Source organism: Dietzia sp. ANT_WB102 (assembly GCF_008369165.1).
Classification (GTDB): domain Bacteria; phylum Actinomycetota; class Actinomycetes; order Mycobacteriales; family Mycobacteriaceae; genus Dietzia.
This window is the reverse complement of record NZ_VOBA01000002.1, coordinates 552,811-571,821: the sequence shown is the minus strand read 5'-3', so window position 1 is coordinate 571,821 and position 19,011 is coordinate 552,811. Positions and strand designations below refer to the sequence as shown.

General features: G+C 66.5%; 15 protein-coding genes. 8 read left to right on the top strand and 7 right to left on the bottom strand.

Annotation, left to right across the window (positions count from 1 at the left end):
* Nucleotides 1-38: 38 nt before the first annotated feature.
* From FQ137_RS14325 to FQ137_RS14310, 4 genes are all read left to right on the top strand, one after another.
* Entirely contained in the window at nt 39-740 is a 702-nt protein-coding gene (locus FQ137_RS14325; RefSeq protein WP_149293253.1) for an MBL fold metallo-hydrolase, read from the top strand.
* Nucleotides 741-935: 195 nt separating this feature from the next.
* Nucleotides 936-2,003: a DoxX family protein gene (locus FQ137_RS14320; RefSeq protein ID WP_149293252.1), complete on the top strand. Its 1,068-nt coding sequence runs from the start codon at nt 936-938 to the stop codon at nt 2,001-2,003.
* A 160-nt stretch (nt 2,004-2,163) separates the two neighbouring features.
* Nucleotides 2,164-4,551, top strand: a complete 2,388-nt coding sequence (locus tag FQ137_RS14315; protein WP_149293251.1) for an ATP-binding domain-containing protein — start codon at nt 2,164-2,166, stop codon at nt 4,549-4,551.
* Complete coding sequence (locus FQ137_RS14310) at nt 4,548-4,976, top strand: DUF732 domain-containing protein (protein ID WP_223146518.1); 429 nt, start codon at nt 4,548-4,550, stop codon at nt 4,974-4,976. Before FQ137_RS14315 ends, FQ137_RS14310 begins: the two co-directional genes overlap by 4 nt.
* Nucleotides 4,977-5,006: 30 nt before the next feature.
* Here the strand turns inward: FQ137_RS14310 and FQ137_RS14305 are convergent, their stop codons facing one another.
* Both FQ137_RS14305 and uvrB read right to left on the bottom strand, forming a co-directional pair.
* Nucleotides 5,007-5,456 (bottom strand): universal stress protein, encoded by a 450-nt coding sequence (locus FQ137_RS14305; protein WP_149293250.1) that lies wholly within the window; start codon nt 5,454-5,456, stop codon nt 5,007-5,009.
* A gap of 89 nt (nt 5,457-5,545) precedes the next feature.
* Nucleotides 5,546-7,675: an excinuclease ABC subunit UvrB gene (gene uvrB, locus FQ137_RS14300; protein ID WP_149293249.1), complete on the bottom strand. Its 2,130-nt coding sequence runs from the start codon at nt 7,673-7,675 to the stop codon at nt 5,546-5,548.
* 122 nt (nt 7,676-7,797) lie between these two features.
* On the opposite strand from uvrB, the gene FQ137_RS14295 reads away from it, so the two are divergent.
* Both FQ137_RS14295 and FQ137_RS14290 read left to right on the top strand, forming a co-directional pair.
* Nucleotides 7,798-9,225, top strand: coding sequence for a DUF4185 domain-containing protein (locus tag FQ137_RS14295; RefSeq protein WP_255584385.1), 1,428 nt, complete (start codon nt 7,798-7,800; stop codon nt 9,223-9,225).
* A 3-nt stretch (nt 9,226-9,228) separates the two neighbouring features.
* Nucleotides 9,229-10,800, top strand: a complete 1,572-nt coding sequence (locus FQ137_RS14290) for a DUF4185 domain-containing protein (RefSeq protein ID WP_149293247.1) — start codon at nt 9,229-9,231, stop codon at nt 10,798-10,800.
* 38 nt (nt 10,801-10,838) lie between these two features.
* Here FQ137_RS14290 and coaE read toward each other — a convergent pair whose 3' ends face one another.
* Nucleotides 10,839-11,927 carry a dephospho-CoA kinase gene (gene coaE / locus FQ137_RS14285; protein WP_149293246.1) on the bottom strand — a complete coding sequence of 363 codons (1,089 nt, stop codon included), beginning with the start codon at nt 11,925-11,927 and terminating at the stop codon, nt 10,839-10,841.
* A gap of 63 nt (nt 11,928-11,990) precedes the next feature.
* Here coaE and FQ137_RS14280 point away from each other — a divergent pair, with 63 nt between their 5' ends.
* Complete coding sequence (locus FQ137_RS14280) at nt 11,991-13,562, top strand: DUF4185 domain-containing protein (protein WP_188065051.1); 1,572 nt, start codon at nt 11,991-11,993, stop codon at nt 13,560-13,562.
* A 277-nt stretch (nt 13,563-13,839) separates the two neighbouring features.
* Here FQ137_RS14280 and rpsA read toward each other — a convergent pair whose 3' ends face one another.
* Nucleotides 13,840-15,315: a 30S ribosomal protein S1 gene (gene rpsA, locus FQ137_RS14275; RefSeq protein ID WP_149293244.1), complete on the bottom strand. Its 1,476-nt coding sequence runs from the start codon at nt 15,313-15,315 to the stop codon at nt 13,840-13,842.
* 91 nt (nt 15,316-15,406) lie between these two features.
* Here rpsA and FQ137_RS14270 point away from each other — a divergent pair, with 91 nt between their 5' ends.
* Nucleotides 15,407-16,213, top strand: a complete 807-nt coding sequence (locus tag FQ137_RS14270; protein WP_255584384.1) for a class I SAM-dependent methyltransferase — start codon at nt 15,407-15,409, stop codon at nt 16,211-16,213.
* 84 nt (nt 16,214-16,297) lie between these two features.
* Here the strand turns inward: FQ137_RS14270 and FQ137_RS14265 are convergent, their stop codons facing one another.
* From FQ137_RS14265 to FQ137_RS14255, 3 genes are read right to left on the bottom strand one after another with little or no spacing between them, the layout of a single operon-like run.
* Nucleotides 16,298-17,059 (bottom strand): amino acid ABC transporter ATP-binding protein, encoded by a 762-nt coding sequence (locus FQ137_RS14265; RefSeq protein WP_149293243.1) that lies wholly within the window; start codon nt 17,057-17,059, stop codon nt 16,298-16,300.
* Nucleotides 17,056-18,039: an amino acid ABC transporter permease gene (locus FQ137_RS14260; protein ID WP_149293242.1), complete on the bottom strand. Its 984-nt coding sequence runs from the start codon at nt 18,037-18,039 to the stop codon at nt 17,056-17,058. Before FQ137_RS14260 ends, FQ137_RS14265 begins: the two co-directional genes overlap by 4 nt.
* 11 nt (nt 18,040-18,050) lie before the next feature.
* A complete protein-coding gene (locus FQ137_RS14255) occupies nt 18,051-18,953 on the bottom strand; it encodes an ABC transporter substrate-binding protein (RefSeq protein ID WP_149293241.1) in 903 nt (300 codons plus the stop codon).
* Nucleotides 18,954-19,011: the final 58 nt, after the last annotated feature.

Sequence of the window (19,011 nt, the reverse complement as noted above, 5' to 3'; positions counted from 1 at the left end):
CGATCACGGACTGAGCTCGACCTCGGTAGCCTGCAGTTATGGCGAATCCAACAGAGCCCCTACCCGACAGCATCACCCTCACCGAGGGCTACTCCGGCCGCACGGCCGGCCGACTGACCGGCGAGCGCTGGACCGTGGGCCCCGCACGCCTGACCAAGATCTCCGTCGGCGAAATGGACAACAACGTCTACGTGATCGAGTCGACCGCGACGGGCGAGGTGCTGCTCGTCGACGCCGCAAACGACGCGCCGCAGCTCATCTCACATCTGAGGGATCGCGCGCCCGGGGTCAAGGCGGTACTCACCACGCACCTTCACGCCGACCACTGGATCGGGCTCGCCGAGACGGTCGACGCCCTGGGACTGACCACCATTGCCTCCTCCGGTGACGCCGAGGGGATCGACGTTCCCACTGACCGCCACGTCTCGCACGGGGACGAGCTCGTGGTTGGCGACCTGCGACTCGGGGTGATCGGGCTGCGGGGACATACCCCCGACGGCATCGCGCTGCTTCTCCGCACCGAAGTGGGGACGCACCTGTTCTCCGGCGACTCCCTCTTCCCGGGCGGGCCAGGAAAGACTGGGTCGGAAGATGCCTTCACCACACTGATGAGCGACCTGGAGACCCGGATCTTCGATTCCCTCGGAGACGACGTGGTAGTCCACCCCGGCCACGGAGACGACACCACGATCGGCGCAGAGCGGCCGCATCTGGCCGAGTGGCGCGAGCGCGGCTGGTGACGGTGCCGGCGACCCCACCCCCATGGCCCGGCGGCTCGAAACCCAATCGTTATCAAACCGCCGCCGAATGCGGTCACCGCAGCGTAATCCCCCGGTGACAGCCCGAGCGCGGGCTGCCCCGCATCGCGACCGGAGGCGCCTTCACCGGGTTCAGACTAGGTTCGAGCACGCACTCCCAACTATTCAGGAGGAACGATGATCCGACGACTCGCACGACCCATGCTCGCCACGGTGTTTGTCATCGACGGCGTTGAGACGCTCCGCAATCCGCAGGCCCATGTCACCGACGCGGCGCCGCTCGTCGACAAGGCCGCCCCCCTGGTGGAGAAGGGCGAGCAGGCCGTCAATGAAGCGGTATCCGCATCTATCCCGCCTGTCCCCAAGGACACCGAGACCCTCGTGAAGGCTCTCGCCGGGGTCAAGATCGGCGCGGGAGTCCTGTTCGCGCTGGGCAAGGCCCCCCGGCTCTCCGCCATCGCGCTCACCGCCGCGCACGTGCCCTCCACCCTCAGCCGCCATGCGTTCTGGATGGAGTCCGACCCCGCCGCCCGCAGTCGTAAGACCACCGGCCTGGCGACCGACGTGGCCCTCCTCGGCGGGCTCATCCTCGCGTCTGTTGACACCGCGGGGCAGCCCGGTCTCGCGTGGCGTGCACGTAAGGCGGGCGACAAGGTTGCCGCGAAACTGCCCGGCGCGAAGGCCGAGTCCGCAGCCGCAGGAGCCGCGCTCGCCGGTGTCGCCCATACCGTGGCCGACCAGGCGCGAGGCGCCGCGGACACCGTCCGCGACAAGGCTCCCGAGGTGGCCGATACCGTCCGGGCAAAGGCCCCAGTGGTCGCCGATCAGGTCCGTGAACAGGCGACCGGCTTCGCAGAGGTCGTCCGCGATACCGCACCGGTGGTCGCTGCCCGAGTGCGGGAACGCGCGGCCGCCGCCCGCGATCAGGCCGCCCCGATCGCCGCGCAGGTCCGCGATCAGGCAGGTGCCGTGGCCCACTCCGCCGTCGAGGAGGCCCGGCCCTACGCCGCGCAGGTCCGCGAACAGGCCGGTATTGCTGCCCGGATCGCCTCAGATCAGGCCGACGATGCCCGCACGATCGCTCGTGCGGAAAAGAAGGACGCGCAAAAGAAGGCCGCCAGGGCGGGAAAGGACGTCAAGAAGAAGGCCGCCCAGCTCGAGAAGGACGCCGGCAAGAAGTTCGTCCAGGTACAGAAGAAGACCGATGAGATCCGCGCCAGGGCGGCCAACGCCATCCACCCCTGACGCCCGGACCGGTCCGACCTCCCGGATCACGGTCGGCCGCCGCTGCGGCCCTCCAACGACCCCGCCCGCACCCGGGCGGGGTCGTTGTCGTCGGAGGACTTCCCACGGTTCCCGGTAGCCTGGTCATCCTGCTCGAACCCCCACCCCGGAAGGAGCGCCCGTGACGGGACACGACGCCGTCGACGAGGAACAGCGTCACCTCGGCCGTCTCCTCGATCGCCTCGAGGAGCTGCGGGCGGATACCCGCGCGCGCCTGGACGGCGTCTTGCGTGAATCCGGCGGCACCCCTCAGGCACGCTCGGAGCGGGAGTCTTTCGCCCGGCTCTACTCCTCCGAGCTCGCGGCGTACAGTGCCGCGAACCTGGGCCTGTACTTCGGTCGGCTGGACATGGGGGACGGTGAGGTTCGGCGGATCGGACGTGTGGGTCTGCGGGACGACGACGAGGACCTCACGACCCTGCTGTTGGACTGGCGCGCCGACCACAGCCGACCCTTCTATCTAGCCACGACCGCGCGACCCGAGGGCGCTCATCGGCGCCGCCACCTGCGTACGATAGGCCGCCGGGTGATCGGTATCCACGATGAATACCTCACTGCCCCCGCCGACGGCGAACTCCCCGAAGACCACGACGATGTGGTGGGCGAGTCCGCGCTACTCGAAGCGCTGGACACCGCCCGCACCGCGCACATGACGGACATCGTGGCCACCATCCAGCGGGAGCAGGACGAGATCATCCGCAACCCGCACGCAGGGGTCCTGGTGGTCCAGGGTGGGCCGGGCACCGGCAAGACCGCCGTGGCCTTGCACCGCGCGGCCTACCTCCTCTACACGCATCGTCAGAGGTTGGACCGAAGCGGTGTACTCATCGTCGGGCCCAATGCGCGGTTCCTTGACTACATCGCGCGCGTACTGCCGTCCCTGGGCGAATCTGGCGTCGTCCTGCGCACTCTCGCCGACCTCTATCCGGGCGTCCGGGCCACCGGTCCGGAGACGCTTCGGGGCGAGGAGGTCAAGGGCTCCGACGAGATGGTGGGCATCCTCAAAGCCGCGGTTCGAGCCCGTCAGCTCGCCCCTGAGACCGACGTCGTCGTTCAGGTCGAGGGACACGAACTGACCCTGACCCCGGCGACAGTGCGCGCGGCGCGCGGACGTGGCCGGATGACCCGCCGACCCCATAACCAGTCCCGCGCCGCGTTCGCGACACGGATCATCGATGCCCTCACAGAGCAGTACGTGGCCGTGCTGACCGAGCCGGTCGGTCGGGCTGAGGACGACGCGTGGGCGCCGGAGGGCGACGGTGTCGGTGACCTCGGAGACCCCGCGCGCCCCCTGCTGGACGCGGGCGACCGTGCCGAGCTCCGGCGTGAGGTCGAGGCCTCCCGTGAGGTCGCAGAGATGATCGATGGCTGGTGGCCCGTCCTGCGCCCGGAGCAGGTCCTCGCCGACCTGCTGTCGAGCCGTGAGCGGATCGCCGAGGCGGCGGGCGACTATGTCACGGAGGACCAGGCAGCGCTGTATCGCGCCGACGGCGCGGCGTTCTCCGTCGCGGATGTGCCGCTGCTGGACGAACTCGCGGAACTACTCGGCGACGACCCGACCGCCGAAGACAGTGAAGCGGACCGCGCGTGGGCGGAGCAACTGCGTCAGGCGGAGGAGGCTCTCGAGATCCTCACCGGGTCGGCCGTCCAGGACATCGAGGACGATCTCGATCCCGAAGTGCTCATGGCCTACGACGTCGTCGACGCCGAATCCCTCGCCCGTCGCCACAGTGCGGATTCCGACCTCACAGTGGCCGACCGGGCGGGTGCGGACCGGACGTGGGCGTTCGGACACGTGATCGTCGACGAGGCCCAGGAACTGTCCGCCATGGCGTGGCGTGTGCTTATGCGCCGCTCCCCCAACAGATGGATGACCCTGGTCGGGGACGTCGCCCAGACTTCTAGTCCGGCAGGCATCGACTCATGGGACGACGCCCTGTCGCCGTACGTAGACGACCGGTGGGTACTCACCGAACTGACGGTCAACTACCGCACCCCCGAGACGATCTCCGCTGTGGCCCAGACGCTGCTTGCCGAGATCGACCCGGGCGCAACCTCGCCGCGGACGGTGCGTCCAGGGCACCGGCCGGTGGCGTGGCTCGAGCCGGATGCGAGGTCGGTTGCGAAGACGGTCGCCGAGGAAGTCGCGGCGGTACCCCCGGAACGGGCAGTTGCTGTGCTGGTGCCCGATACCGGCGGCGACGAGGACCAGGACGACGACGAGCGCGCAGACACGGGGCAACCCGGCCTCAGCGCGGCTGTCGAACACGCACGGCCGGGGACTTCGGTGCTGCCGCTGGCGTTGGCCAAGGGGCTGGAATTCGACGTGGTCGTAGTGGTGGATCCCGAACGGGTCCTCGCGCGCTCACCGCAAGGGATGCAGGATCTCTACGTCGGCGCCACCCGGGCAACCCAAGAGCTGGTCCTAGTCCAGGCCGGAGGCTTCGGCCCGTTACTCTCGACTATCCGGGACAGCCTCGGCGACCGTACACAGGAGCTCACCGCATGACCGACACCCGATACCGCGTGCTGGCGGCCTCGGCCATCGTCGCGGTAGCAACCGTGGCCGGCGCGTGCGGAACGGGCGGAGAGGCCCCCGACAGCACGATGTCAGCGGCCGCCGCAGCCGAGCCCGGTTCACGGACGTCGGAACCGACCCCCGTCAGTAGTCGAACTGCTGCCCGCACCGACGATGAGCAGGAGTTCCTCGCCGATCTGTCCGGGTTCGGTCTCCCCACCGAAATGACCGCTGACACCACCGTAGAGGTGGGGCTCGGCATCTGTAGGGGGATCGCCGACGGGGCGGACACGGAGACTATCCTCGACCGGATCCGCCCTCTGACCAGTGCGATCGCAGCCCAGAGCCCGGGTCTGGACACCGCCGCGGTGGGTGGAGCCCTCATTGAGGCGAGCCGGAACCACCTCTGTGAGTGAATCCCGCGAGACGGGTGCTTCGCCCCAGACCTAAGTGGTGTGAATGATGAGCACGTCGCAGGTCGCGCGACGCGCGGCATCGGCGGGCACTGATCCGAGCAATCGCCCGGTCAGGGAGTTCAGTCCTTTGTTGCCCACCACGAGCAGGTCGGCCCCCACCTCGTCGGCCAGCTTGATGAGTGATTCGACGGGAGCCCCCTTCACCGTTCGCGCCTCGATCTGGGTGGCCCCGGCCTTCAGCGCCCGTTCGCGGGCGCTGCGGACAATTTCCTCGGCGGGGTTGTCCCCGCGGATCTGATAGGCGTCTTCACCGAGCTGATCTGCGGCCTGGCTGACCGACCTCGGATCGGCGGGCACGTAGGCGCAGGCAATTACGAGGTCCGCCGAGGCATCGGCTGCCAGTTGGGCGGCGCGGTCGACGGCACGGTAGGACGACTCGGAACCGTCGGTTCCTACCACCACCTTGGTGTAGGCGCTCATTTGCTTCCTCTCCTCGGGAACACGTGTCATTCAGAGTAGTCCGCGGACGACGCCGACGCGCAGGGTAGCGCGGGAGAATGAGCAGAAGGTCAGTCGATTCCGGCCTCGCGCATCCCCTTGAGCTCCTTGCGTAGCTCGGCGATCTCGTCGCGGAGACGCCCCGCCAACTCGAACCGCAGGTCTGTGGCAGCAGACATCATCTGCTCGGTCATCTCCTCGATGAGTTTCTCCAACTCCCTGCGGGGCCGGGCGGCGCCACCGACCGCCCGCGCGCCCACCAGTTCCGGCCGGTCCCTGGCGTCTGCACTGTCTCCGCGGTCCTCGCCGACCCGGTCGAGGATGTCGGCGATCTTCTTTCGCAGCGGCTGGGGATCGATGCCGTGTTCGGTGTTGTAGGCGATCTGCTTCTCGCGGCGCCGCTCGGTCTCCTCCATCGCGTGCTGCATGGAATCCGTGACGCGGTCTGCGTACATGTGGACCTCACCCGAGACGTTTCGGGCGGCGCGGCCGATCGTCTGGATGAGCGAGGTGCTTGAACGCAGAAAGCCCTCCTTATCCGCGTCGAGGATCGCGACGAGGGAGACCTCAGGCAGGTCGAGGCCCTCCCGCAGCAGGTTGATGCCCACCAGGACGTCGTACTCGCCCCTCCGCAGATCTCGCAACAGTTCGACGCGCTGAAGGGTGTCGATCTCCGAGTGGAGGTACCGCACCCGGATCCCCAACTCGAGCAGATAGTCGGTGAGGTCCTCGGACATCTTCTTGGTCAGGGTCGTGACCAGCACTCGTTCGTCGCGTTCGGCGCGCTCACGGATCTCACCGATAAGGTCGTCGATCTGACCCTTAGTGGGTTTAACCACGATCTTCGGGTCGACCAGTCCGGTCGGCCGGATCACCTGCTCGACGAACTCCCCGCCGGCGCGGCCCATCTCATAGGGCCCCGGAGTGGCGGAAAGATAGACGGTCTGTCCTACCCGGCCAGAGAATTCCTCCCAGGTCAGCGGGCGGTTGTCCAGTGCGGACGGCAGCCGGAACCCGAAGTCGACGAGATTGCGTTTGCGGGAGGCGTCGCCCTCGTACATCGCGCCGATCTGGGGGACGGTCACGTGCGACTCGTCTATCACTGTGAGGAAGTCCTCGGGGAAGTAATCGATGAGCGTGGCGGGGGAACTTCCCGCCGGCCGACCGTCGATGTGCCGCGAGTAGTTCTCGATGCCTGAGCAGAACCCGACTTGCTGCATCATCTCGATGTCGTAGGAGGTCCTCATTCGTAGCCGCTGCGCTTCGAGTAGTTTGCCCTGATTCTCGAGCTCGGCGAGCCGCTCCTCGAGCTCGGCCTCGATGGAGGCGATCGCCTTGGCCATCCGTTCCGGACCTGCGACGTAGTGGGTGGCCGGGAAAATGCGTACCTCATCGACCCTGCGCACGACGTCACCGGTGAGCGGATGGATGTAGTACAGCGCATCGATCTCATCCCCGAAGAACTCGATGCGGATGGCGAGCTCCTCGTAGGTGGGGATGATGTCGACGGTGTCGCCTTTGGCCCGGAACGTGCCACGCGTCATGGACATGTCGTTGCGCTCGTATTGGACGTCCACCAGCAGCCGGAGCAGCTGGTCGCGGTCGACCTCTTGACCGATCGCTAGGGCAACGGACCTGTCGAGATAGGACTGGGGGGTGCCGAGACCGTAGATGCACGACACGGAACTGACGACGACGACATCGCGCCTGGACAACAGTGACGATGTAGCGGAGTGCCGAAGCCTCTCGACATCATCGTTGATTGATGAGTCCTTCTCGATGAAAGTGTCCGTCTGTGCGATGTACGCCTCTGGTTGGTAGTAGTCGTAATACGAAACGAAGTACTCGACCGCGTTGTTGGGCAGCATCTCGCGCAGTTCGTTGGCCAACTGCGCGGCGAGCGTCTTGTTGGGCGCCATCACGAGGGTCGGTCGCTGCACTTTCTCGATGAGCCATGCGGTTGTCGCCGACTTGCCGGTACCGGTCGCACCGAGTAGCACGACATCTCGCTCCCCCCGCGCCAAGCGCTCGGTCAGCTCTGCGATCGCGGTGGGTTGGTCCCCCGACGGCGTGAATTCGCTCACTACCTCGAACCGGGTCGTACTGCGTTCGACGTCGCCGATCGGTCGGAACTCCGAGTACGAGAGCACTGTCGGGTCGGCGGGGACCCCGTCGTCGGGGATCTCGGTCGCGAAAGCCATAGTCTCCAGCGTACGAGTCCGCGGCCGTAGTCGTCCCCTCGCGGTTACGCGACTGTCGGACCGAGCCACTACCCTGTTCGATGAATCATCGTTTACATCACTCACTCGTCTGGAGCCCCCCAGTGCGCAGCCGTTCTCGTCGTCGTCCCCAGCGGGGCCCCCATCCGGTCGCCGCGGTTATTACGGCCTCGCTCATCGCCGGCTCGCTTACGCTCTGGAGTCCGATCGCCGCGGCGGCCCCGTGCGATCCCTGGCCACCGACCGGCGACGGCACCGGTAGCTCGACGGGCTCGCTGAGCGGATCGCAGGGCGGTTCCCTCGGGGCGCCGTCGACTCCGGCCACCCCCTGGCACGACGGTGGTTCCGGGTACATCCCCATTCTCAAGGGGCTCACCACCACCGTCGAGCTACTGACCGGTCCGACCAGCCCCAACGACACGGTCGACCGCTTCGGGATCAGCGGAACAGACCTGGGCATCCTCTGGGACAACGGCGCCTCCGGCAACGACCGGCGGATCATGATGGCGCTCGGTGACACCATGGGTGATTGCAGCGTCGACGGCGATGAGTGGCGTAGCAACATCCTTTTCCGCTCGTCCGACCGCGAACTGTCCGACGGCATGCGCATCAACGACGCACCGATGGAGCGGGAGGGCATGGCCAAGTCGATCCTTCCCAGATCCAGTCTCCCGGGTGAATTCACCGTGATCCCGACGGCGGGAATCGAGGTCGGGGGGAAGCAGTACCTCCGGTACATGTCCGTGGCCAGCTGGGACGAACCCGGTGAGTGGACCACGAACTACTCCGCCCTCGCCAAGTCGGAGGACAACGGCGAGAACTGGGCGCCGGTCGCGGGCAGCGGCCGGATCGGTGAGGGCAACGCGGCCCTCGTGCCCGAGAACGTCGGGACCCCGTACGTCACGCAGCCGACTGGTCAGATGAGCGCGTTCCTTAAGCACACCGACGGCGGAGTCGACTACGTCTACGAGTACATGACCCCGTCCGGCCGTAGCGGTTCAGCCAAGCTCGCCCGCGTCCCCGCAGCGCAGATCGAAGATATGGGGGCGTACCGGTTCTGGGACGGCTCCACGTGGGTCGCGGACCACGCCGACGCCAGGGTCGTGCTCGACGGACAAGTAAGCGAGTTGTCGGTCACCTGGAGCGCCCGCCTCGGCCGGTTCATCGCCCTCTACACGGACGAGAACAACAACATCGTCATGCGACAGGCCAGCACCCCAGAGGGACCGTGGTCCGGCAAGGACATCCTGCTTTCGTACCAACACGTCCCCACCCTCTACGGCGCGTTCGCCCACCCGTGGAGTCCGGCAGTCGAGTCCAATGGCAAGGACCTGTACTTCACCATGTCCACTTGGGACGCCTACAACGTTTTCCTCATGAAGACCGATCTGTCGAAGCTTCAGACTCGCCGCCCGCCGGATCCGAACTCGCGGATGCGGACTGCGGACGACAGCTGGACCCGCGACACTCCCGACCCCGCCGATACCGGCGAGACTGTGCTCGTCGACACGATCCCCATCCCGGAAGGCTGACGCATGACCCGCCCCCTCCCCCGACGTCTTCACCGTCGCCTCACCTCGGCCCTCACCGCGACTGCGACCGTCGCGGCAACGGTCACCGCGATGGGCACCTTCGGCTCGGGCACGGCTTCCGCAGGCCCCTGCAGCGAGATGTTCGGCAACTTCGGCTCACTGCTCGAGCACCGGACCGGCGCGGGGATGGCTACGGGCTCCCTCGGATCACTCGGCTCCTCCGGAGGCTCAGGATCGATCGGCTCCGTCTCAGGTTCGCTGGGTTCCGAGGACCGAAGCGGTTCGCTGGTGCAGCAGCTCGAAACCGGGTCGCTTGGAAACGGAATCTCCGGCTCGCTGGACCTGATGGTCGGGTCTGTCTACGGAATGCCACCGTGGATCACCGGCGAGGAGGGCACCGTGCCCGTCCTGCGCGGCCCAACCCAGTTCCTGCAGCTGGTCACCGGCCCGACGAGCCCCACCGAATCGATCAATAAGTACGGTGTCGCGGGCACCGACCTGGGCATTATGTGGGACAACGGGGCAACCGGGGACAACCGGCAGGTACTCATGGCCTTCGGCGACACCATGGGTGACTGCACTGTGCCAGGAAACCAGTGGCGGTCCAACGTTCTGTTCCGCTCGGGCGACGCCGACCTCTCCGACGGCATCACCGTTGACTCCGCCGCTATGGACACCGACGGCTTGGCCAAGTCAATCGTGCCGCGGACAGGGCTGCCGGGAGAGGTCACCATTATCCCCACTGCCGGAATATCGGTTAACGGGGTCCAATACCTGCGGTTCATGTCCGTCGCGCACTGGGGCCAACCGGGATCGTGGACCACCAATTACTCGGGGATGGCCTACTCCACCGACAACGGCGAGAACTGGACGGTCGTGCCCGAGCTGGCCCGACCGATCACCAACGCCGTCCCGCTCGACGACGGTGCCCCCGCCGCGGACAGCTCCTGGCGCACTGCGCAGATGAGCTCGTTTCTCAAGACGAACGATTATTTATACGAGTACCTGACGCCCTCAGGCCGGCAGGGCCATGCGATCCTCGCCAGGGCTGCGCTCGACGGGTCCCCCACGGCTGACGAGCTGGACGCCTCGGACACCGCGCTGCTCAGTGGGGTGCTCGACCCACAGGGCTATGAGTACTGGGACGGCTCACGGTGGAGCGCCGACATCGCCGACGCCTCGAAAGTTCTTCCCTCCCCCGCCAGCGAGCTGTCAACCATGTGGAACGAGCACCTCGGCAAGTTCACGGCGATGTACTCCCAGGGCTACAACTCGGTAGTCATGCGCACCGCTGACCGGCCAGAGGGTCCTTGGAGCCCGCCGACCGTTCTCATCGACTATTCGGTACTGCCGGGTGTGTACGGGGCATTCATGCACCCGTGGGCCCAGGAGGATGATCTCTACTACCTAGTCACCACCTGGAACGCCTACAACGTGTTCCTCGTGCGCACCCGGCTATCGGAGGTCTTCCCCAGCCCGAACCTGCGCCGCGCGGCCCCGCAGGGAGCGACCACCGAGGTCATCAGGCAGGTGCCGGTCACCGAACTGGTGAACGGCGTGGTGCCAACCGAGTGACCCCTGCCGTGGGCGGGTCTACAGACCTGCCCACGGCACTACATGCCCCGCAAAGAAGCCTCAGTCAAGGTGCGCTCCCACTGACGCGTCTCCTCGCGGTTAGCGCGGCGCAAGATCTCCGCGTACTCGGATCGGGCGCCGGGATCCGAGCCGATCACCTCCGCCATGAGAAGAGAGAACTTGTGCTCCGGGTCATCCTCCGCGAGAATCGACACCTCCAGGGGCCGCGCAGGGTCACACCAGTGCAGTAATGGGCGTTCGCTCAGACGGTCGCGTACGTAACCCGCCTCGGTGAGCTTGCGCAATACAGCCCCGACCGCCGATGCATCCTGAACTGTCACCTGCAGGTCGATCACATCGGGCGCGTCCAGTCCCTCCACTGCTGTCGGACCGACGTGATCGATCCTGCGAGCGATGTCCCCCACTACATGGCGCAGTCTGGCGCACGCCCGTTCCGCCTCACCCGTCCACTCAGGCCGGAACGGGACGACGGTACGGTCGCCCACGACCGGGGTGCCGGTACGCAGATTGTGCTCGAACGGACTCAGACGGACCTCCACAAGGGCGCGGGTCAGGTCCACGACTGTCTGCCGATCGCCGGAGTTGTCAATCAGGATGTCCGCGGCGGCGCGCCGGTCCTCATCGGTCGCCTGCCTCGCCATTCGTGCGCGCGCATCGTCCTCCGGCATACCTCGCTGCTCCACGAGTCTCTGCAAGCGAATCTCCGCCGGGGTATCGACCACGATCACCAAGTGGTAGCCGGGTGTCATCCCGCCCTCGACGAGTAGTGGCATGTCATGAACGACTATCGCGTCTTCCGGCGCGGAGCCGAACAGCTCCGCGGTGCGCTCCCCGATCAAAGGGTGAGTGATGGCGTTGAGCGCCGCGGTCCGTTCGGCGTCGACGAACGCCCGGGCGGCAAGGGCCGCTCGATCTAGCGCACCGTCCGGCCTCAGGATGTCCTCACCGAACTCGGCCACGAGCATCGCCAGGCCTGGGGATCCCGGCTCCACGACCTGTCTCGCGATTCGATCGGCGTCGACGATTACCGCGCCGGACTCCTCTAGCACTGCCGTCACCGTCGACTTGCCGGCGCCGATCCCACCGGTCAGACCCACCATCAGCATGATGCGGATTCTAGGTGACCAGTGGCCGAGTCTGCCGGAGCGACGAACTATAGAGTGTCACGTGTGAACCTGATTAACTCTGTGCCACGTGCCCTCGCGGCAGTTCCACTTGCAGTTGCGCTCGCAATCGCGGTTGCTCCAGCGCATTCAGCGGCTCAATCCGAAGGATCGCTCGGATCCTCCGGTTCCACCGGATCAACGGGCTCCACCGGATCCTCCGGCTCGACCGGTTCGCTGTTCGGAGAGAGCGGTCCGTGCAACAGCTTCTTCGGGAACCTCCCCCCAGGCTCCCTCGGCCCCCTGCCCGCGACGGGCTCACTCGCCAACGCCACCAATTCGGTTCTCGACGCCACCGCATCCTCGGTTCGTCGCTTCCCACGATGGGTCACTGGCGCCAACGGCACGATCCCTGTCCTCAAGGGCGCCACGTCGGTGCGGCAGCTCGTCACCGGCCCCACCAGTCCCGCGAAGACGGACGAACTATACGACATCCACGGCACGGATCTCGGGATCACCTTTACCCACCAGGGTAAGACGATGGCCCTGTTCGGCGACACCTTCGGGGACTGTACCCCAAACGGAAACCAATGGCGGTCCAACGTCATGCTCGCCACCAGCGGCGGCAGCCCCGATGGCGGGATGAACGTCCTCAGGGCTGTTCCCGCTGATGCGCAGGGCAAGGCCACCGCCCTCGTCCAGGGTGCGCATCAGCCGAACGGTGTCGGCGAGGTGACCGTGATCCCGACGGCCGCGGTCAGCAACGGCACGGACATGTACATGCGGGTCATGTCGGTGCGGGACTGGAACGCCCCCGGCGGTTGGAACACCAACTACTCAGGGCTGGCCAAGTCCACAGATGGTGGGAACACGTGGAAACTGCTCCCCGCCACGATGCGGCGGGTCACTGATTTCTCCGGATGGCACAGCAGCGAGATGCTAGCGCCCGGCGACCTGCCCGCTCCCGATAAGAAGCAGTGGTACGGCGCCCAGATGAGCGCGTTCCTCCAGGACGGCGAGTGGCTGTACGAGTACGTCACGCCGTCGGGTCGACGCGGACCGGCGATGCTGGCCCGCGTGAAGCTCGCTGACATCGAGGACCCCACCGCCTACAAGTGGTACGCGGGTCCTGGCCTGGACTGGGCCGACGCACCGACCGGTTACGAGGTCATCCCGGCACGCGTCGAGGAACTTTCGGTGCAATACAACAAGCACCTGGACAAGTACACCGCCATGACCCCCTCACCCACCGGCGTCGTCTCCATGCGCGTGTCTGACAATCCCTGGGGCCCGTGGTCAGAGCCCCAGACCATCGTCGACCGGCGCATGTTCCCCAACGGCTACGCTCCGATGATCCATCCCTTCACCACGGATAACGACAGTCGATACCTGTACTACACGCTCTCCACGTGGGACGCGTACAACGTTTTCCTCATGCGCACCGACCTCGACGCATTCAACTTCGCCGTCCCGGACGCGAACCCCCGGACCGCAGTGGAATCGCGTGTGACAGTCAAGACCGCCGCTGACGCCGGGGCCATCAACGACCAGGGCGTCATCGACGAGCAGCGCCTCGAAGAGATCGCGGAGATCGAGCCCGCCGCGGCCGAGCCAATCGTCGAGCCGCCGGGACGCTGATAGATCGACCCGCGTCACTCGCGGCCATCGTCGGGCAGGCCCCCGCCGATGGCCGCGAGTTCATTGTCGGTCTTGAGCAAGGCCGTCTGCACCCGAATCTCACCAGATTCGGCGTCCGCGGTGGCGACCAGAGTCCGGGCACAGCGTGGATGTGAAGGGCGTAATCGTTGTGTGGCTTACCCCCCAGGTCCCCTCCCGATCCACCGCAAGCAACGAAAAGAGAGCGGCCCCGCACCGGATTCCGGTGCGGGGCCGCTCTCTAGCGACTATCCGACGGTCACTCGCCTCCGGCGAGCTTCGCGCGCAGGGCGGCGAGCTGCTCGTCCGACGCAAGCGATCCACCGGTCGACTCCGCCGGGCTGGTCTCCGCAGCGGCGGGACGGGCAGACGGGGCGGACTCCGACGAGTAGTTGGTCGGGGCGGCCTCGGCGGCCTCCGCCGCGGCAACGCGACCCTTCTCGATCTGGGCCGTGTGCATCTTGTGGCGACGCTCGGCCTCCGCGTAGCGGTTCTCCCACTCCTCGCGCTGCTTCTCGAAGCCCTCGAGCCACTCGTTGGTCTCGGGATCGAAGCCCTCGGGGAAGATGTAGTTGCCGGCCTCGTCGTAGCTGTCGGCCATGCCGTACTTGGACGGGTCGAACTCTTCCGTGTAGTCCTCGTCCGCCTGCTTGAGCGAGAGCGAGATACGGCGACGGTCGAGGTCGATGTCGATGACCTTGACCATGGCGTCGTCGTTGACGGACACGACCTGGTCGGGGACCTCGACGTGGCGCTCGGCCAGCTCGGAGATGTGGACCAGGCCCTCGATGCCTTCCTCGACACGGACGAAGGCGCCGAACGGGACGAGCTTGGTGACCTTGCCCGGGACGATCTGACCGATCGCGTGGGTCCGGGCGAAGTGCCGCCACGGATCCTCCTGGGTGGCCTTCAGCGAGAGCGAGACGCGCTCGCGATCCAGGTCGACGTCGAGCACCTCGACGGTGACCTCCTGGCCGACCTCGACAACCTCGGACGGGTGGTCGATGTGCTTCCAGGACAGCTCGGAGACGTGGACGAGACCGTCGACGCCGCCGAGGTCGACGAACGCACCGAAGTTGACGATCGAGGACACGACGCCCTTGCGGACCTGGCCCTTCTGCAGCTGGTGCAGGAACTCGGAGCGCACAGCCGACTGGGTCTGCTCGAGCCATGCGCGACGCGAGAGCACGACGTTGTTGCGGTTCTTGTCCAGCTCGATGATCTTGGCCTCGAGCTCCTGGCCCACGTAGGGCAGGAGGTCGCGGACGCGGCGCATCTCCACCAGCGAGGCGGGGAGGAAGCCACGGAGACCGATGTCGAGGATGAGGCCGCCCTTGACGACCTCGATGACGGTGCCCTTGACGGCCTCGTCCTTCTCCTTGAGCTCCTCGATCGTGCCCCAGGCGCGCTCGTACTGGGCGCGCTTCTTGGACAGGATCAGACGGCCGTCCTTGTCCTCCTTGGTCAGGACTAGGGCCTCAACCTCATCGCCCACCTCGACGACCTCGCCCGGGTCGACATCGTGCTTGATGGAGAGCTCGCGCGAGGGGATGACGCCCTCGGTCTTGTACCCGATGTCGAGCAGGACCTCGTCGCGATCGACCTTGACGATCGTGCCCTCGACGATGTCACCATCGTTGAAGTACTTGATCGTGGCGTCGATAGCGGCGAGGAAGTCCTCAGCAGAGCCGATGTCGTTGATGGCTACCTGCGGGGACGTGGTGTTGGTGGTCATATGGTGGGGTGCTCCGGAGTGGATAGAAATCGTAGCGGACAGGAAGAAAGCGAACGCGTACGCACGCGACCGTCAACTGTACGCTTCACACGTGACGTCCACAAACCCCCCCGGACATGGAGAGTCGGTCCGAGCCTCACGACTGTGGTGGGACTCGGAAGCGACCGATTACCACGATCAACACGGCGACTTCCTCGGCGCCCACTCGCCCGAGGGCGAGTTCGTCTGGTGCCCTGAGGGGCTCCACGAGGGCGACTGGCACCTGCTCGGTGACGTGGAGGGCCGCCACGTGCTCGAAATCGGGTGCGGGTCTGCCCCGTGTTCGCGGTGGCTTGCCGGCCGGGGCGCCCACGCCGTGGCCGTGGACCTGTCAGCCGGGATGCTCCGCGTGGGAGCGGAGGTGGCAGGCCGGGCAGCGGGCCGGGCGGCGAGGGTCCCCCTGATCCAGGCTGACGCCGGACGATTGCCCTTCGCGGACGACAGTTTCGACGTCGCGTTCTCGGCATTCGGCGCAATCCCCTTCGTGGCGGACTCGGCGGGCGTGATGGCGGAGGCAGCGCGCGTCCTGCGTCCGGGTGGCCGCTTCGTCTTCTCGGTCAACCACCCCATGCGGTGGATTTTCCGCGATGACCCGGGCCCGGAGGGGCTGCTGGCCATGTTTCCGTACTTCGACCGATCGCCGTACACGGAGTATGGCGACGACGGCGAGCTGACCTATGTCGAGCACCACAGGACGGTAGGCGACCGGATCCGGGAACTGGTCGCGGCCGGGTTCGTCGTGCGGGACCTCATCGAGCCGGAGTGGCCGGAGTGGTTGGACCGGGAGTGGGGGCAGTGGAGCCCACTCCGGGGCGGGATATTCCCCGGCACGGCGATCTTCGTGGCCACTCTGCCCTGACCCGCGGATGGACGCCGTCGAGTGCCGACTCCGGCGGCCCTGACACCGGCACCACACGGGTGCGGGCGTCAGGGCCGCGGGGCGTCAGAGAATCTTGGACAGGAAGTCCTTGGTGCGTTGGTGCGACGGCGACTTGAGCACGTCGGCAGGCTTACCGGCCTCCACCACCACACCGTCGTCCATGAACGCGACGGTGTCGGCGACCTCGCGGGCGAAACCCATCTCGTGGGTGACCACGACCATGGTCATCCCCGCGTCCGCGAGATCTCGCATCACGCCCAGGACCTCCCCGACAAGTTCGGGGTCGAGCGCCGACGTGGGCTCGTCGAACAGCATCAGTTTGGGGTCCATGGCCAGGGCGCGGGCGATCGCCACGCGCTGCTGCTGCCCGCCCGACAGTTGGGCAGGATAGGTGTCGGCTTTGGCGGCGAGGCCGACCTTGGCGAGCAATTCGCGGCCCCGTTCGGTGGCCTCCGCGCGTGAGTGTCCCTTGACCAGCATCGGCGCCTCGATCACGTTCTGTAAAGCGGTGCGGTGGAGGAACAGGTTGAAGTGCTGGAACACCATGCCGATGTCTCGGCGCTGGCGGGCGGCGTGCTTCGGAGAGATCTCGTAGAGTTTGTCACCCTTCTCGCGGTATCCCACCAGTTCGCCGTCAACGTAGAGCCTGCCCGCATCCACCCTCTCCAGATGGTTGATGCATCGGAGGAAGGTGGACTTGCCTGAACCGGAGGGCCCCACCAGGCACAGGACCTCACCGGCGGCGACCTCAAGGTCTATGCCTTTAAGGACGCGCAACGAACCGAAGTTTTTGCAGACCTGATCGGCCCTGACCATCGCCGTCATGGTGTGCCTCCGGACGGGTTGGCGGCCTCGGCCGCGGCGAGAGCGGACGGGGTGAGTCCGTCCGCGTTGGCGAGCGCGCGCAGTTGTCGGCCGGTGAGCTGCCGGGTGGCACCGCGAGAGAATCGCTTTTCGAGGTAGTGCTGGCCAACCATGAGCACGCTGGTGATGACCAAATACCACGTTGCGGCCACGAGCAGCAGCGGGATGGGCTGGAAGTTGACGCCCGAGATGTCCCGTGCCTGCCCGTAGAGCTCTCCGGAGAACGGGATTGCCACGACGAGCGAAGTGGTCTTGAGCAGTGAGATGAATTCGTTGCCCGTCGGCGGGATGATCACCCGCATCGCCTGCGGGAGAATCGTCCGTCGCATCGTCTGACCCCACGTCATGCCCAGGGCGGTCGATGCCTCGGACTGCCCCTCTGGCACAGAGGAGATGCCCGCGCGGACGATCTCGGCCATGTATGCGGCTTCGTTCATGGCCAGACCCACCACTGCCAGCCAGAAAGCCGAGTACAGGACCATGGTGTCCTCGAACCGGACGAACTGGATGTCGGTGAACGGGATGCCGAACTGGACCTGCCGGTAAAGCGTGAAGATGAGCCCCCAGAACAGCAACTGCACATAGATCGGGGTGCCGCGGAAGATCCACAAGTAGACCCAGGCCACGCCTTTGAGGACGGGGTTGCTGCTCATCCGCATCACGGACAGGAGGACGCCCAGGACCACAGCGAGAACCATCGACAGCACGGTCAGCGCGATTGTGTAGAACACGGCCGTGCCGAATCTGGTGTCGAACAGGTATCGGAAATAGGTGTCCCAGCCGTAGGCCGGGTTGGTCGCCGCGCCCCAGATGAACAGGAATACGAGGACCAGGACGATGGTCGCCGACACCCAACGCCAGGGGTGCCGCAGGGGCACCGCCTGGATGGGGTCTGGGGCCTCCGCCGCGGGGGCGTCCGGCCCCTTCTGCGCGGTACTCACCTAGCGGTCACTCAGCCCTTCCGGATTTCGGCGTCGGTGACGAGTCCGTCCTCGACACCCCAGTTCTCGGCAATCTTCTTGAAGTCCCCGGTCTCGATGAGCTTGTCGGCTGCGGCTTCGAGAGCGGCCGAGAGCTTAGCGCCCTTGCGTACGGGCCAGCCGTAGGGGGCAGAGTCGAAGACCTCGCCGGCGAGCTGCAGCTTGCCCCCGGACTGCTTGACCGCGTATGCGGAGATCGGCGAGTCGGCGGACATCGCGTCAACCTTGCCGAGCGCGACGGCGGTCGAGGCCTCGTCCTGCGAGTCGAACTGGACTTTCTCGATCGCGGGTTTGCCGGCCGCGACGCAGGCTTCACTGCGGGCGGGTATGTCTTCCTGGTCGGAGACGGTGGTCCGCTGGACGGCGACGTTGAGACCGCACGCGTCATCGGGGTCGATGTCGTTGCCTGCCGCGGAGGCCCACTGGATGCCAGCCTCGAAGTATGTGACGAAGTCGACGGTCTGGAGCCGCTCGTCGTTGACGGTGAACGAGGAGGCACCCATATCCATGGTGCCTCCCTCGATGGCCGGGATGATCTTCTCGAAGTCGGCCTCGCGGAACTCGGCACGCAGCCCCATCAGCTGGGCGGCGGCGGTCATCACGTCGATGTCGAATCCGACCATCTCCCCCCGCTCGTTCTTGAACTCGTTGGGCGCATACGGCGGGTTGGTGCCGATCACGATGACGCCCTTGTCCCGGATCTCGGCTGGGACGAGCGCGGCGATCGCGTCGTCTTTCTCGAGCGACACCTCGTTGCGCGGCTCCCCGGAGTCCTGCGGGCCCTCGGTATTGGTGGTGCATCCGGTCAGCGAGATGGCTGCGGTTGCGGTCAGTGCCAGGGCGGCGCGCAGACCGCGCCGAGGGGTGAGGGTCATGTGTGTGCCCTTTCAGGCGTCGGGGAGCCGAATCTGCAATGAACCTAAGTCATCCGGG